A 12,866-nucleotide genomic window follows, 5' to 3' on the forward strand; every position below is an offset into this window, starting at 1 on the left:
AACCGGGCGCGAGGCGGGGAGGTTGCGGGGGATGGGCAGGCTATAGCGTCAGGCCGCCTATGCGTTAAACTGGCAGGGTGACTAAGCCTTCCACTACCCCTCGTCCAGTCCTCGTGGTGGATTTCGGGGCTCAGTACGCGCAGCTTATCGCCCGTCGCGTGCGCGAGGCCCAGATTTACTCCGAGGTAGTCCCCAACTCCGCCACCGTGGAGGAGATCGAGGCCAAGAACCCGGCCGCGCTGATCCTCTCCGGTGGTCCTTCCTCCGTCTACGCCGACGGCGCCCCGGCCCTGAAGCCGGAGCTGCTGGAGCTCGGCGTGCCGGTCTTCGGCATCTGCTACGGCTTCCAGGCCATGAATCACGCCCTGGGCGGCACCGTCTCCTCCACCGGAGAGCGCGAGTACGGCCGCACCGACCTGCACGTGGATGACCAGGCCGGCGTGCTGCACGCCGGCCTGGAAGAAACCCACAAGGTCTGGATGTCCCACGGCGACGCGGTCTCGGCCGCCCCGGAGGGCTTCACTGTGACCGCCTCCTCCGCGGGCGCCCCGGTGGCCGCCATGGAGTGCGTGGACAAGAAGATGGCCGGCGTCCAGTACCACCCGGAGGTGCTGCACTCGCCGCACGGCCAGGAAGTTCTGACCCGCTTTCTGACCGAAATCGCCGGCCTGGAGCAGAACTGGACCGCCGATAACATCGCCGAGCAGCTCATCGGCGACGTCCGCGCCCAGGTCGGCGAGACCGGCCGGGCCATCTGCGGCCTGTCCGGCGGCGTGGACTCCGCCGTGGCCGCCGCCCTCGTGCAGCGCGCCATCGGCGACCGCCTGACCTGTGTATTCGTGGACCACGGCCTGCTGCGCGCCGGGGAACGCGAACAGGTGGAAAAGGACTTCGTGGCCTCCACCGGTGCCAAGCTGGTCACCGTGGACGAGCGCGCTTCCTTCCTGGAGAAGCTGGCCGGCAAGACCGACCCGGAAGACAAGCGCAAGGCCATCGGCGCGGAATTCATCCGCTCGTTCGAGCGCGCCGTCGCCGGCGTGCTGGATGACGCCCCGGAAGGCTCCACCGTGGACTACCTGGTGCAGGGCACCCTGTACCCGGACGTCGTGGAATCCGGCGGCGGCGACGGCACCGCGAACATCAAGTCCCACCACAACGTCGGCGGCCTGCCGGACGACGTGGAATTCGAGCTGGTCGAGCCGCTGCGCCTGTTGTTCAAGGACGAGGTCCGCGCCGTGGGCCGCGAGCTGGGCCTGCCGGAAGAGATTGTCAACCGCCAGCCCTTCCCGGGCCCGGGCCTGGGCATCCGCATCATCGGTGAGGTCACCGAGGATCGCCTGGAGACCCTGCGCCAGGCCGATCTCATCGCCCGCACCGAGCTGACCAACGCCGGCCTGGACGCCGAGATCTGGCAGTGCCCGGTGGTCCTGCTGGCCGACGTGCGCTCCGTCGGCGTCCAGGGCGACGGCCGCACCTACGGCCACCCGATCGTGCTGCGCCCGGTCTCCTCCGAGGACGCCATGACCGCGGACTGGACCCGCATCCCTTACGACGTGCTGGAGAAGATCTCCACCAAGATCACCAACGAGGTCAAGGAAGTCAACCGCGTCGTGCTCGACGTGACCTCCAAGCCGCCGGGAACCATCGAGTGGGAATAAGCCGGAAAGCTTAAACCGGCTTCAGCTGAAGGCACGCGCCTTCAGCGTAAAACCCGCCGCCGCTACCTCAGGAACGCGTCCTGGTAGCGGCGGCGGGTTTTGTATTTTCGAGGCTTTAACAGTTCCGGTGGGGCCGTCTATTCGTACCGCAGGGCCTCAATGGGGTCGAGTTTAGCGGCCTTGCCGGCGGGGTAGTAGCCGAAGAACAGGCCGATGGCGAGGGCGAAGAGCAGGGAGATGACCACGGCGGACAGCGGTGGGAAGGCGAGTAGCCCCATCGCGGCGGAGCCGGCCATGCCGGCTAGGGCGCCGAGGATGATGCCGATGACGCCGCCGACCAGGCAGACGATGATGGCCTCGGTAACGAACTGCCAGCGGATATCCCGCCGGGTGGCGCCCAGAGCCTTGCGCACGCCGATCTCCCGGGTGCGCTCGGTGACGGTGATCAGCATGATGTTCATGACGCCGATTCCGCCGACCAGCAGGGAGATACCGCCGATGGCGGCCAGGCCGATGCTCAGCGAGGTAATGATCTGGTTGAAGCTGGCCATGTCCTGGCTAAAGTCCGCGACCTTGGCGTGGTAGGCGTCGTTGTCCGCGTACATCTCGTCCAGGGCCGCGCGCAGGCGGTCGGCCGCGGCTTGCTTGTCGGCCGAGTCGGCCACCTGGACCGTCAGGTGGTTGAAAGCTTCCCCGGCGCCGGGCTGCTTCGAATAGCTCGCCGCCAGCGGGTAGGGGACCGTCAGGCTGAGATCCTGGGCGCTGACGCTGAGCAGGCCGGCGGATTCCTCCCGCGCCTTTACTCCGACGACCATCAGATCTAGCGCGTTGCCTCCCTCCGGGGTAAATTCCAGGAATTGGCCGAGCGCGTTGTGCGGGTCCGCGCCGAAGAGTTTTTCCGCCAGGTCCGCGTTGAGAACGGCCACTGGGCGGGCGCCGTCGATGTCGGCGGCCTCGATGTCCCGTCCCGCCGACAGCGGGTCGCCGTTAATCAGCGCCATGTCCGGGTTGATGCCGCGGGTGGTCGCGGAGACCTCCTGGGGCACGAGCTGGTTGTCCATAGAGACCTTGCCGAAAGTGGCGGAGTTTTCCCCGACGCCGATCCCGGTGACCATGTCGCCCATGTGCTCCCGCAACTGATCGAGCTGTTCGGGGCTAATCAGCGAGGCGCTATCGATGCCCCCGCCGGAGCCATACATGGCCGCCGAGTCCTCGGCGTCCTCCTCCCCGTCGGCGGGGCGGGAGGTGACATCGACGTTGAGGTTGTTGATGCCTGCGTCATCCAGGTTTTGCTGGAACTGGTTTTTCAGCGAGGCGCTCAGCGTCATGATGGCGATGACTGCGGCGATACCGATGATCACACCCAGCAGCGTCAAAAACGAGCGCATCTTGTTGGTGCGCAGGCTGGTCAGCGCCAGGAAGACGGATTCCTTAATGCTCACGGGGCTCCTCCCGCAGGATGCCGTCGCGCATGGTGACGGTGCGTTCGGTCTCTTCGGCTAGTTCCGGGTTGTGGGTGATGAACACGATGGTCTTGCCGTGCTCGTGGTGCAGCGTGTGGAAAAGGTCCATCACGCGGCGGCCGGTGTGCGAGTCCAGCGCGCCGGTCGGTTCGTCGGCGAGGAGGATGTCGGGGTCGTTGGCCAGCGCGCGGGCGATGGCCACGCGCTGCTTCTGCCCACCGGACAGCTCGTTGGGCAGGTGGTGGGCGCGGTCGGCCATGCCGACGAGCTCGAGCAGCTCTGCGGCCCGCTGCGCGCGCTGCTTGGCGGGCACGCCGGCGTAGACCAGGGGCATTTCCACGTTCTTGGCGGCGCTGATGCGGCCGACCAGGTTGAAGTTCTGGAAGACGAAGCCGATGGCCTGGCTGCGGTAGTGCGCCAGCTGGTCGTCGGTGCTATCGAGCACGTCGATGCCGTCGAGCAGGTAGGTGCCAGCGCTGGGCCGGTCCAGCAGCCCGATGATGTTCATCAGGGTTGACTTGCCGGAACCGGAGGCGCCGACCACCGCGGTAAATTCCCCGCGGGGGACCTGGAAATCGCAGCCTGGCAGGACGGTCAGTTCCCCTTCGGTGCCGACGTTGAAGCTTTTGACGATGCCGCGCATGTCGATGAGGGCGTGGTTCTCGGTCACTGTTCGCTGCCTTCGAATCCGGCGATGGTGACGTTCTGGTCGACCAGGTCCTCGTGATCGCGGGCCTGGGTGAGCACGATCTCGCCGGGCTTGACCTCCGTGCCCTTGAGCTGTGCGGCGAAGGCACTGGTAATGCCCACGGTCACTGGGCGCTTGACCACGCGGTAGCCGTCCTCGTCCGGGTTGTCGCCGGCGGGCTCGGCCACGAGGACGAAGGCGCGCTGCCCCTCGGTGAGAATCGCGGTCAGCGGCACGGTGGGCACGTGCTTTTGTTCGGCGGAGACGATCTTGGTCTTCGCGGTGGAGCCGATGTGCAGGCCCTCGGTGTCGCCGGTGACCTCGATGGTGACCGGGAAGGTCGCCTTGGTGGCCCCGCCCTGCCCGGCCAGTGAGGCACTATCCCCGCCGGCGCCGGCGCCAGCGGCGGCGGCCTCGGGTTGCTGGGCGACCGGGGAGATGCCGGTGACCTTGCCGGCAAATTCCTTGCCCGGGGCGCTCGGGGAAGTAAACGTAACCCGGTTGCCCGGGTGCAGGTTGGGCATGTCGGCCTCGTTGACGGTGGTGCGAATTTCCAGCGTGGAGTCATCCGCCACGGTGGCCACCGGCCCTTCCGCGGGGCTGCCCTCTTTGGCGTTCAAGGCGGTCACGACTCCCTCGAAGGGGGCGGACAGGGTGCCGGCGTTGATGGAGTTTTCCAGCCCGGCGTTGGCCAGGTTGGCCGACTCCTGGGCGGCGGACACGTCCTCCTGGGCGCGGGCCAGGGCGCGCTCCTGGGCGGCGATCTGGGTCTGGATGTCGCCGGAGGCAGCCGCGGCAGCGCCCTCCTCGTCCGCGCCGGCGCTCGCGGCCGCGGTTTCCCCGTTGGCGGCGGCGGTGTAGAGGCGGTCGAGCTCGGCCTGGGCGTCGGCCACCTGGTTCTGGGCGGAGCGCAGCTCGGTGCGCTGGGTGGCGCGCTGGCCGGCCAGCTCCTGCTCCTCCGGGGTGGTGTCAATGACGGCCAGGGGCTGCTGGGCCTGGACGCGGTCGCCCACGTGCACGCGCACGCTGGAGACCGGGCCGGTCAGGCGCGTGGACAGCACGGCCTCTTCGCGGGCGGCCACGGTGCCGTTGGCGCTGACCGCGTTGGTGACGTCCCCGCGGGTGACCTCGGTGACGTCGTCGGCCTGCAGGACGCTCCCGCTGGCCACGCTGGCGTACCAGGACCAGGCAAGTGCGCCGAGGACGAGGACAACCACGGCGATTATGGCGCCGATAATCAGCGGCTTTTTGGTTTTCTTCTTAGCGGTAGCGGGCTCAATGGCCATAACAGCTAGTACTCCTTTTGAGTAAAGGCCTCGGGGCAAAGGCAGGATTTAAGGCTCTGGCACCGTTGGGGTGGCAGACAGGCAAGTTTTGGCAGTTGCTAACTATAGACGCGAAAACCCTCTCCTTAATCCTCCCTGAGAATGATTTTCCGGAAACCACATAGCCGGGGAAATCGCGTCGGGGAGGATGAAAAGGGAGAGGTAAAAGAGCGGGGAGAGGGGAGCGGTGAGCAGACGGCAGGCTGCGCGCTGTGTGCCTAAGAGTTGGCAGCCGCGGTGGGGTAGTCGATGGTGACGTTGCCAACGCCGGCGTCGACGTGGACGGCGAACTTGGCGTCGGGGTTGTCCTGCTCGCGGCAGTTGCTAGCGCCCACGCCGTCGTCACAGGTCAGGCTGTAGGAGACGCCCTTTGGCAGGACGATGTCGGTGTTGCCGACCCCGGCGTCGATGGTGACCTCGGTGCGTTGGTTGAGCTGGTCCCAGTCGCGGATCTGGCTGAAGTCCACCTTGCCGTAGCCGACGGAGAAGTCGTAGGTTCGTGGCAGGTCCTTCACCGAGGTGGGAGTGTATTCGTGGTCGTCAAAGACGAAGCCGTCGCTGATGGTCAGCCCGTCGGTGGGGTTGTCGACGTGGCGGACCACCCGGAAGCCCACGGTCGTGGCGATGACCAGGGCGGCGGCCAGGACCACGCCGAAGAAGCTCAAGGCGACGACCAGGAGGGTCTTGAAGAGGGAACGCTTCTTCTTCGGCTCCGCGGCCGGGCGCGGGTCTGGCAGGTGCCAGGTGTCCGGGGCGGCGCCCAACGGATCCCAGGCCGGCGGGGTGTTCCGGCCCGGCGGGAAGGGGTAGCCGTCCACCGGGGTGAACATCGACATGTCTACCTCCGGGTCCGCGGCCGGCTGCGCCTGCTGCGCGTCGGTCTGGGCGAGCTGTCCGGCCGCCAAAAGTCCCGCCGGCGGGGTCGGTCGGTGGCGGTACAGGAAGAACCAGATCAGGCCGGTGAACAGGGCAATGCCAAGCGCCGAGGAGCTAAAGGAGGAGAAGAAGGAGTCTTCCATGATGGTTACCGACCACGCCCCGGAGGTCATCAGGAAGCCGATGAGCAAGGCGATGGCTAGGCCGGACTCGGAAGTCTCCCCGTCCCGGCGGCCGAAGAGGTCTTCGGCCGGGGAGGAGGCCTTGGAATAGCGGGGCATCAGCGCCCAGGCCAGGAAGTAGGCCGCCAGCCCGCCGCCGAAGGCGAGGGTGGTGGCCACGAAGGCCACGCGGGGCAGGACCGGGTCGATGCCGAAGCGAGCGCCGATGCCCTCGCACACGCCGGCGATCTTGGCGTTGCCGCCTTGCTCGGCGGGGATACGCGGCGGGCGGGTGGCCCACATGGCGCGTAGGGTCTCGCCTAGGCTGTCGGTGGAGTCGGAGCGGGTGGGGGTGGAATAGGGGCTGGCGGGGGCATCGTTAGCGGAAGCGTCCGCGTGGGGCTCGGAGCGGGGCGTGGAGTGGAACGGCTCGTATGGGGAAGTCATGCTTTAAGTATGGTCTGCGCGTCTGCCCCCGCACATCGGGGAGCGCCCTGATCTTTGCCCGGATTAGTTCTCTCAGGGTGATCCCGGATGTGGTCTGCGCGGGAGCGTGGCACGATATTGATCTATGAGTACTCCCCCGTCCGAGCCCGCCGCGTATTCCCAGCGGCGCGCGGCACCCTACCCGGCCATGGTGCGCCCGCAGCAGGACAAGATGGTCGCCGGCGTGGCCAGCGGTGTGGCCGAGAACCTGGGCGTGGACATCCTCTGGGTGCGCCTGGCACTGGCCGGGCTGGCGCTGGTCTCCGGGGTGGGGCTGATCCTGTACGCGGGCCTGTGGATCTGCACCCCGGCCCGGGAGGACGCCCAGGCCCCGGCCTCGCAGTGGGAGATCCCGCGCTGGGGCTGGGGGCTGGTGGTGGCCCTCGCGCTGGCGGCCGGGGTATCCATTGCGACGGTGGTGCTGGGTGTGCCGCCGCAGGTGCTGATGCCGCTGGCTTTCGTTGCGGTGGGCGCCTTGTTGGCCTGGCAGGCCTACGACCGCTCGACGAATACGCTGCTCGGCATGGGCAGCCTCGCGGCCGGCTTTGCCCTGGTGCTGGCCGGAACGGTGGTCATGGCGGTGTTCTGGGACCGCGAGCACGGGTTCAGCTCGGCGCTGGTGGCCTCCCTGCTGACCATGTTGGGGTTGGGCGTGCTGGTCATCCCGCTGGTGCTGAAGCTGTGGCGCTCGCTGGCGGAGGAAAAAGCGGCGAAGGCGGCGGCGGACGAGCGGACGGCTATTGCCTCCAAGCTGCACGACTCGGTGCTGCAGACCCTGGCGCTTATCCAGAAACGCGCCGACGATGGCCCGGAGGTCGCGCGGCTGGCGCGTTCCCAGGAGCGCCAGCTGCGGGCCTGGCTTTTCGATGCCGACTCCGCCACCCCGGAGACCATCTTTGGCGCGGTGGAAGCCGCCTGCGCCGAGGTCGAGGACCTGTTCAACGTGCGGATTAACCCGGTGACCGTGGGACAGGACGCGCCCCTGAGCGACAACACCAAGCTGGCGGTCGAGGCGGCTCGCGAGGCGCTAGTCAACGCCGGCAAGCACGCGCAGGTGGAAACGGTCGATGTCTTCTGCGAGGTGCGGGCGGGCGAGCTGACCCTGTTCGTGCGCGACCGCGGCGTGGGCTTCGACCCGGCTGCGGTGGCGGCCGACCGCCACGGGATCCGGGACTCCATCCGGCAGCGCATGGAACGCGCGGGCGGTGCGGCACGGCTGGATAGCCAGCCCGGGGGCGGCACGGAAGTGGAGCTCACGGTAGCGTTATAGGCATGGTTACTGTCTTCTTGGTCGATGATCACTCCGTCTTCCGCGCCGGGGTGCGCGCGGAGTTGGCCGACAAAGTAGACATCGTGGGGGACGCCGGGACGGTCGCCGAGGCCATCCGTGGTATCAACGAGACCCGCCCGGACGTGGTCCTGCTGGACGTGCACATGCCGGACGGTGGTGGCCTGGCCGTCATCCAGGGCATTGAGCCGGGCCCGAAGTTTTTGGCGCTGAGCGTTTCCGATGCCGCGGAAGACGTCATCGCGCTGATCCGCGCCGGGGCGCGCGGATACGTGACCAAGAATATCGACGGCGCGGAGCTGGCGCGGGCGGTCGAGCAGGTCTACGACGGGGACGCGTATTTCTCCCCGCGGCTGGCCGGCTTCGTGCTGGACGCCTTCGCCGCCGGCGAGCCGGCTCCGGAACCGGAGGGCGAGCCCAAGCCCCTGCCCGCCCAGGGCGAGGATCCGATAGTCGACGCGCTGACCCCGCGCGAGCTGGAGGTACTGCGCCTGCTGGCGCGCGGCTATACCTACCGTGAAATCGGGCAGAAGCTGTTCATCTCCATTAAAACTGTGGAAACGCACGCCTCTAATATCCTGCGCAAGACCCAGCAGTCCAACCGCTACCAGCTCACCCGCTGGGCGGCTAGCCGCGACCTAGACTGATTAATCCCAGGTGAGGCGGACACCCCCGCGTTAGTCGAACGGACGTTTGCATGTGTCCGGAGGAGAGTTCATACTTGAGGGGTGCAGCAAACAGGTGTTCCCCAGGCGGTGGGCCAGTCGGTCGAGGACCGGGTGGCGGCTTTGCGCGCGCAGATGGAAAAGATGGGCGGCGGCTCCGCCCTGCCCGCGCGCGGGCCTAAGCAGCGCGCTGCACGCTCCGCCGAAAGCGGTGCTGAACAGGGAAATAACAAAAATTCCGGGGATCCCGGTGGGCAGGCCGCGCCGGCCGGCGGCGGGGCGTCCCGAGGGGCGCAGGCTGCCGAGCGGCAGATTGAGCTGGGCGGCGCGCTGGCCGGGGTCCTCCCGGCGGGCGGCCTGGTGCGCGGCAGCGCGGTGCGGTGCAGCGAGTGCCCGGCCTTCATAATAGAACTGGTGTGCCAAGCCACGGAGGAAGGCTACTACGTGGCCCTGGTCGGCTGGCCGGAGCTAGCCCTGGCCCAGGTGTGCGAGCGCGGGGATATCAGCAAGGTCGTCGCGGTGCCGGACCCGGGCACGGATCCGTGGGCGGTCAGCGCCACCTTGGTCGAGGGCATGGATTTTGTCATCCAGCGCGTGCGCACGGCCTCCCAGCAGCGGGTGCTCAGCCCCGCGCGGGCGCGCCCGGTGGCGGCGCGGCTGCGGCAGGGGCGCGCGGTGCTCATTACCGTCGGGCAGCACGTGCCGTCCGCGGCGCTGCGGCTGGACGCCCAGGTGGAGTCCTACCCGGGGATCGGACGCGGGCGCGGGCGCATCCGCGAGGTCGAGGTGCGCGTGCAGGCGTACTCGAAGTACCTGTCGCGCCCGGCGCAATCGGTGGTGAGGTGCGCATGAGCGCGCCGGCAGTGCGGATTGCTGCGCTCTGGTTTCCCGACTGGCCCATCCAGGCCGCCCGCTACGCCGAGACCTTGCCGGAGGACGCGGGGGCGGGCAGCCCCATCGGGGTCCTTGCCGGCGGGGCCGTGAAGGTCTGCAATACCGCCGCGCGCCGCGCCGGGGTCCACCGCGGCATGCGGGTGCGGGCGGCCCAGGCGGTCTGTCCGGAGCTTGTAGTCTGGGAGTCCCAGCCGGAGCGCGAGGGCGCCGTCTTCGCAGAAATCGTGGAATCCCTGGACGCGGTGGCCTCGTCCATTGAGGTCATCCGCCCCGGCCTCGTGGTGGTGGACGCCGCCGCGGCCGCCCGCTTCCACGGCGGGGAGGCCACCGCGGTGGAGATGTTGGTCGACGCCGCCGCGCGCCAAGGCCTGGACATGACGGTCGGGGTGGCCGATGAGCTGGCCACCGCCATTATCGCGGCCCGGGACCGCGGGCTCGGCGCGGTGGTGGAGCCGGGGACCTCCCGACAGTTCTTGGCCCCGCGCAGCTCCCAGGTGCTGGCCGCGGAGGTCTCCCTGGGCTGCCCGCCGGAGCTGGTCGCCCAGTTCGTGCGGCTGGGCCTGCCCACCTTGGGGGATGTGGCGCAGCTGCCGCTGCACCAGGTCACCAGCCGCTTCGGCCACGCCGGGCGGCGGTGCCACGCCATCGCCAGCGCGCAGCCGGACCGGCGGGTCGCTCCGGAGCTGACGGGTGCTGAGCTGGACGTGTGGATGCGCCCGGAGGATCCGCTGGAGCGCGTGGACGCCGCCGCGTTCGCCGCCCGCCAGCTGGCCACCCAGCTGCACCAGCGCTTGAGCGCGGCCGGGCTGTCGTGCCTGCGCCTGCGCGTGAGCGCGCAATGGGCCGACGGCACGGAGCTGCGGCGGGTCTGGCGCACGCGCGCGGCGCTGAGCGAATCCGCCACCGCCGACCGGGTGCGCTGGCAGCTCGACGGCTGGCTGGTGGGCAACCAGGCCGAGGGCGGCATCGTGGGGCTCGGGCTGGAGCCGCTGGAGGTCGCCCAGCCGGAGCAGCACAGCCTGGTGGAATCCGGGGCGGGTTCGGCGGCCCGCGCCCAGCAGGTCATCGAGCGCGTCCAGTCCCAGCTGGGCATCGACAAGGTGGTCCAGCCGGTAGACCGCGGCGGCCGCGGGGTGGCCGAGCGGGTGGACTTCGTCCCCTACGGCGAGCGGGTCGAGCCCGCGCCGCCGGGCGCCTGGCCGGGCCGGATACCGGCGCCGCTGCCGGCCCAGCTGGAGCTCGACCACCCGAGCGCGAACCACCCGGCCGCCCGCATCCGGATGATCAATGCCGAAGGCCACGATGTCTTCGTCACCGAGGAGGGCTTGCTCTCGGCCGAGCCGGCCGGCCTGGCCTGGGGAAAAAACCGCTACCTGGTCACCGCGTGGGCGGGCCCGTGGCCGGTGGACACGGGCTGGTGGACGGCCGCCGGCACGCGCCTAGCGCGGCTGCAGATAGTCGGCACGGATCAAGAAAAGACGCGGGCCTGGCTGCTCAATTGGCAAGCTGGCCGGTGGACGGTTGAGGCCAGCTACGTCTAGGAAGGCCGCCCCAGTGCCATGACGTCTGCGCGGCGTGGGCTAACGGTCAAGGACGTCGACGACCACGCGCTTCGGGTCGGTGAGGACCTCCACGGAATAGGGCCGGGCCTGGTCGAGGCCGATGATGAACTGGGAGCGGTCCTCGAAGGTGCCGGCGCTGGTGACCTCGGTGATGATGCTTCCGTACCCGGTCATGGTGCCGAGTGCCGGGTCGTCCTTGCCCAGCTCGTAGGGCAGGACGGTGCCGTCGATGTTGACGTTGAGGGCAGTGGCGCCGTAGTAGTTGATGCGTTTGCCGGAGCCCTGCTGGGTGGGCTGGTCCTGGAAATCGACGAACCAGCCGGGCTGGCCCTCGCCCTCTAGGTCGAAGACCACGCGCTCAAAGCCGGGGTGCTGGCCGATGCGCATGTTGGTCACCATCAGCCGGGCGGGTGCCGGTGGGCGCTGGGTCTTCATCTCCTTGTCGGCGTCCCCCAGGGGGCTGGGACCGGAGACGTTCTGATCCTGCTTGTCGGAGTCCGCCGAGGAAGAATCCGTGGGGTGGGCGACGCCAATCCCGGCGAGCATGTCCCGGGAGCCGTCTGTAGAGCAGGCAGACAGGCCACACGCAGCGGTGATAAAAATTGCTGCAATTTGGGCCCGGCGGGCTCGGTCAGGGACAGACATAGTGCCTACGGTAGCGGTTTTTCCAGGGAGAAACAAAATACGAGTTCGATTTCACTCGAAGGGAAATAAAATTATTGCAGTGCCTCCGCTAGGGGTTATAGGCAGGCCGGCAGGAGGTAGAATGACGGTCATGTCAACAGCTGAAAAGATCGGGGAAAACGGGGCGACTGAAGCGTTGTGCTCCGACGTGTGCGTCGAGCCGCTGGCGGGTTCCGCGAAGCAGGAATCCGTTTATGTCCTCTTCGAGTGGCCCGGCGGGTGGTCCCACGACATCCTGGACGGCGGCACCTTTACCCCGGAGCTCACCGCCCGGCTGAAGGACAAGCTCGACGGGCAGGCGGGCCTCCAGCTCATTCGGCGCCCCGGCCGGGCCGGCCGCCAGGTCGGCAGCGTGCACCGCTGCTACCTGGTCTGGGCCGAGCACGGGGAAATGGAAATGCTCCTGCTGGAAGGCCCGGAAGATATCCTCAACCTGGATCTTTCCGGCCCGGGCCGCAACGGCGGCGGTGAGCTGGACACGCCCTTGGTGCTGGTGTGCACCCACTCCAAGCGCGACAAGTGTTGCGCCATCAAGGGTCGCCCGCTGGCCGCTCAGCTGGGCGAGATCTTCCCGGCGATTGTCTGGGAGACCTCCCACACCAAGGGCCACCGCTTCGCCCCCTCGGTGCTGTTGATGCCGTGGGGCTATTCCTTCGGCCGCCTGAACCTGGAGGCCGCGCGCGAGATGACCAAGCGGGCCTTAAACGGCAGCTATTTCTACCCGGCCAATCGCGGCCGCGGCCTGTATTCCCAGCGCGGGCAGGTCGCCGAGCTGGAGGTCGCCCGCCGCCTCATCGAGGCCGGCGAGGACCTGGGATATGCGGATCTGCGCCCCACGGACGCCGGTTCCGGGCCGGTGCGCGTCACCCACCGCGACGGGCGGCACTGGGACATCGAGCTGGTCCAGCGCGAATATGACGGCATCGTCGCCTCCTGCGGGAAGGAGCCGAAGTCCTCCCTCATCTGGGAAGTCGCCTAAGACCGGCCCTGGGGCATCGTTAGCCACCCGGGGCATCGTTGGCCAGTGGACGCCCCGGAGATAAAACAACCCCCGGCCGGCACTAGCTCTAGCTGTTAGGTGCTGGCCGGGGGTGGGTGTGTTGTGGCGGGGGCTGG

General features: G+C 68.6%; 11 protein-coding genes. 6 read left to right on the plus strand and 5 right to left on the minus strand.

Annotation, left to right across the window (positions count from 1 at the left end; all coding sequences use genetic code 11):
* Nucleotides 1–77: 77 nt before the first annotated feature.
* Nucleotides 78–1,658, plus strand: a complete 1,581-nt coding sequence (gene guaA / locus CCONF_RS02455; RefSeq protein WP_290224853.1) for a glutamine-hydrolyzing GMP synthase — start codon at nucleotides 78–80, stop codon at nucleotides 1,656–1,658.
* A 137-nt stretch (nucleotides 1,659–1,795) separates the two neighbouring features.
* Here guaA and CCONF_RS02460 read toward each other — a convergent pair whose 3' ends face one another.
* The 4 genes from CCONF_RS02460 to CCONF_RS02475 form a co-directional block, all read right to left on the minus strand.
* Complete coding sequence (locus CCONF_RS02460) at nucleotides 1,796–3,100, minus strand: ABC transporter permease (RefSeq protein ID WP_290224855.1); 1,305 nt, start codon at nucleotides 3,098–3,100, stop codon at nucleotides 1,796–1,798.
* Entirely contained in the window at nucleotides 3,090–3,764 is a 675-nt protein-coding gene (locus CCONF_RS02465) for an ABC transporter ATP-binding protein (RefSeq protein ID WP_290226203.1), read from the minus strand. The genes CCONF_RS02460 and CCONF_RS02465 overlap by 11 nt, the downstream gene beginning before the upstream one ends.
* A 23-nt stretch (nucleotides 3,765–3,787) precedes the next feature.
* Nucleotides 3,788–5,095, minus strand: a complete 1,308-nt coding sequence (locus CCONF_RS02470) for an efflux RND transporter periplasmic adaptor subunit (protein ID WP_290224857.1) — start codon at nucleotides 5,093–5,095, stop codon at nucleotides 3,788–3,790.
* A gap of 257 nt (nucleotides 5,096–5,352) precedes the next feature.
* Nucleotides 5,353–6,618, minus strand: a complete 1,266-nt coding sequence (locus CCONF_RS02475) for a PspC domain-containing protein (RefSeq protein ID WP_290224859.1) — start codon at nucleotides 6,616–6,618, stop codon at nucleotides 5,353–5,355.
* Between the two features lie 124 nt (nucleotides 6,619–6,742).
* On the opposite strand from CCONF_RS02475, the gene CCONF_RS02480 reads away from it, so the two are divergent.
* From CCONF_RS02480 to CCONF_RS02495, 4 genes are all read left to right on the plus strand, one after another.
* Nucleotides 6,743–7,927, plus strand: a complete 1,185-nt coding sequence (locus CCONF_RS02480) for an ATP-binding protein (protein WP_290224861.1) — start codon at nucleotides 6,743–6,745, stop codon at nucleotides 7,925–7,927.
* A 2-nt stretch (nucleotides 7,928–7,929) separates the two neighbouring features.
* The gene (locus tag CCONF_RS02485) at nucleotides 7,930–8,592 is read left to right on the plus strand and encodes a response regulator (protein ID WP_290224863.1); all 663 of its coding nucleotides are present in this window, start codon (nucleotides 7,930–7,932) and stop codon (nucleotides 8,590–8,592) included.
* An 81-nt stretch (nucleotides 8,593–8,673) separates the two neighbouring features.
* Nucleotides 8,674–9,462, plus strand: a complete 789-nt coding sequence (gene imuA' / locus CCONF_RS02490; protein ID WP_290224864.1) for a DnaE2-dependent mutagenesis accessory factor ImuA' — start codon at nucleotides 8,674–8,676, stop codon at nucleotides 9,460–9,462.
* Nucleotides 9,459–11,045 carry a DNA polymerase Y family protein gene (locus CCONF_RS02495; protein WP_290224869.1) on the plus strand — a complete coding sequence of 529 codons (1,587 nt, stop codon included), beginning with the start codon at nucleotides 9,459–9,461 and terminating at the stop codon, nucleotides 11,043–11,045. Before imuA' ends, CCONF_RS02495 begins: the two co-directional genes overlap by 4 nt.
* 39 nt (nucleotides 11,046–11,084) lie before the next feature.
* Here CCONF_RS02495 and CCONF_RS02500 read toward each other — a convergent pair whose 3' ends face one another.
* Nucleotides 11,085–11,711: an AMIN-like domain-containing (lipo)protein gene (locus CCONF_RS02500; protein WP_070769197.1), complete on the minus strand. Its 627-nt coding sequence runs from the start codon at nucleotides 11,709–11,711 to the stop codon at nucleotides 11,085–11,087.
* A 130-nt stretch (nucleotides 11,712–11,841) separates the two neighbouring features.
* Between CCONF_RS02500 and CCONF_RS02505 the strand changes: the two genes are divergently transcribed.
* Entirely contained in the window at nucleotides 11,842–12,729 is an 888-nt protein-coding gene (locus CCONF_RS02505; protein ID WP_290224872.1) for a sucrase ferredoxin, read from the plus strand.
* Nucleotides 12,730–12,866 lie beyond the last annotated feature (137 nt).

This window comes from Corynebacterium confusum (assembly GCF_030408715.1).
Classification (GTDB): Bacteria; Actinomycetota; Actinomycetes; order Mycobacteriales; family Mycobacteriaceae; genus Corynebacterium; species Corynebacterium confusum.

What these genes read in the sequence shown, in the direction of transcription:
- CCONF_RS02465 (WP_290226203.1), bottom strand. Translation starts at nt 3,764, where the DNA reads ATGCGCGGCATCGTCAAAAGCTTCAACGTCGGCACCGAAGGGGAACTG.
- CCONF_RS02470 (WP_290224857.1), bottom strand. Translation starts at nt 5,095, where the DNA reads ATGGCCATTGAGCCCGCTACCGCTAAGAAGAAAACCAAAAAGCCGCTG.
- CCONF_RS02475 (WP_290224859.1), bottom strand. Translation starts at nt 6,618, where the DNA reads ATGACTTCCCCATACGAGCCGTTCCACTCCACGCCCCGCTCCGAGCCC.
- CCONF_RS02480 (WP_290224861.1), top strand. Translation starts at nt 6,743, where the DNA reads ATGAGTACTCCCCCGTCCGAGCCCGCCGCGTATTCCCAGCGGCGCGCG.
- CCONF_RS02485 (WP_290224863.1), top strand. Translation starts at nt 7,930, where the DNA reads ATGGTTACTGTCTTCTTGGTCGATGATCACTCCGTCTTCCGCGCCGGG.
- CCONF_RS02495 (WP_290224869.1), top strand. Translation starts at nt 9,459, where the DNA reads ATGAGCGCGCCGGCAGTGCGGATTGCTGCGCTCTGGTTTCCCGACTGG.
- CCONF_RS02500 (WP_070769197.1), bottom strand. Translation starts at nt 11,711, where the DNA reads ATGTCTGTCCCTGACCGAGCCCGCCGGGCCCAAATTGCAGCAATTTTT.
- CCONF_RS02505 (WP_290224872.1), top strand. Translation starts at nt 11,842, where the DNA reads ATGTCAACAGCTGAAAAGATCGGGGAAAACGGGGCGACTGAAGCGTTG.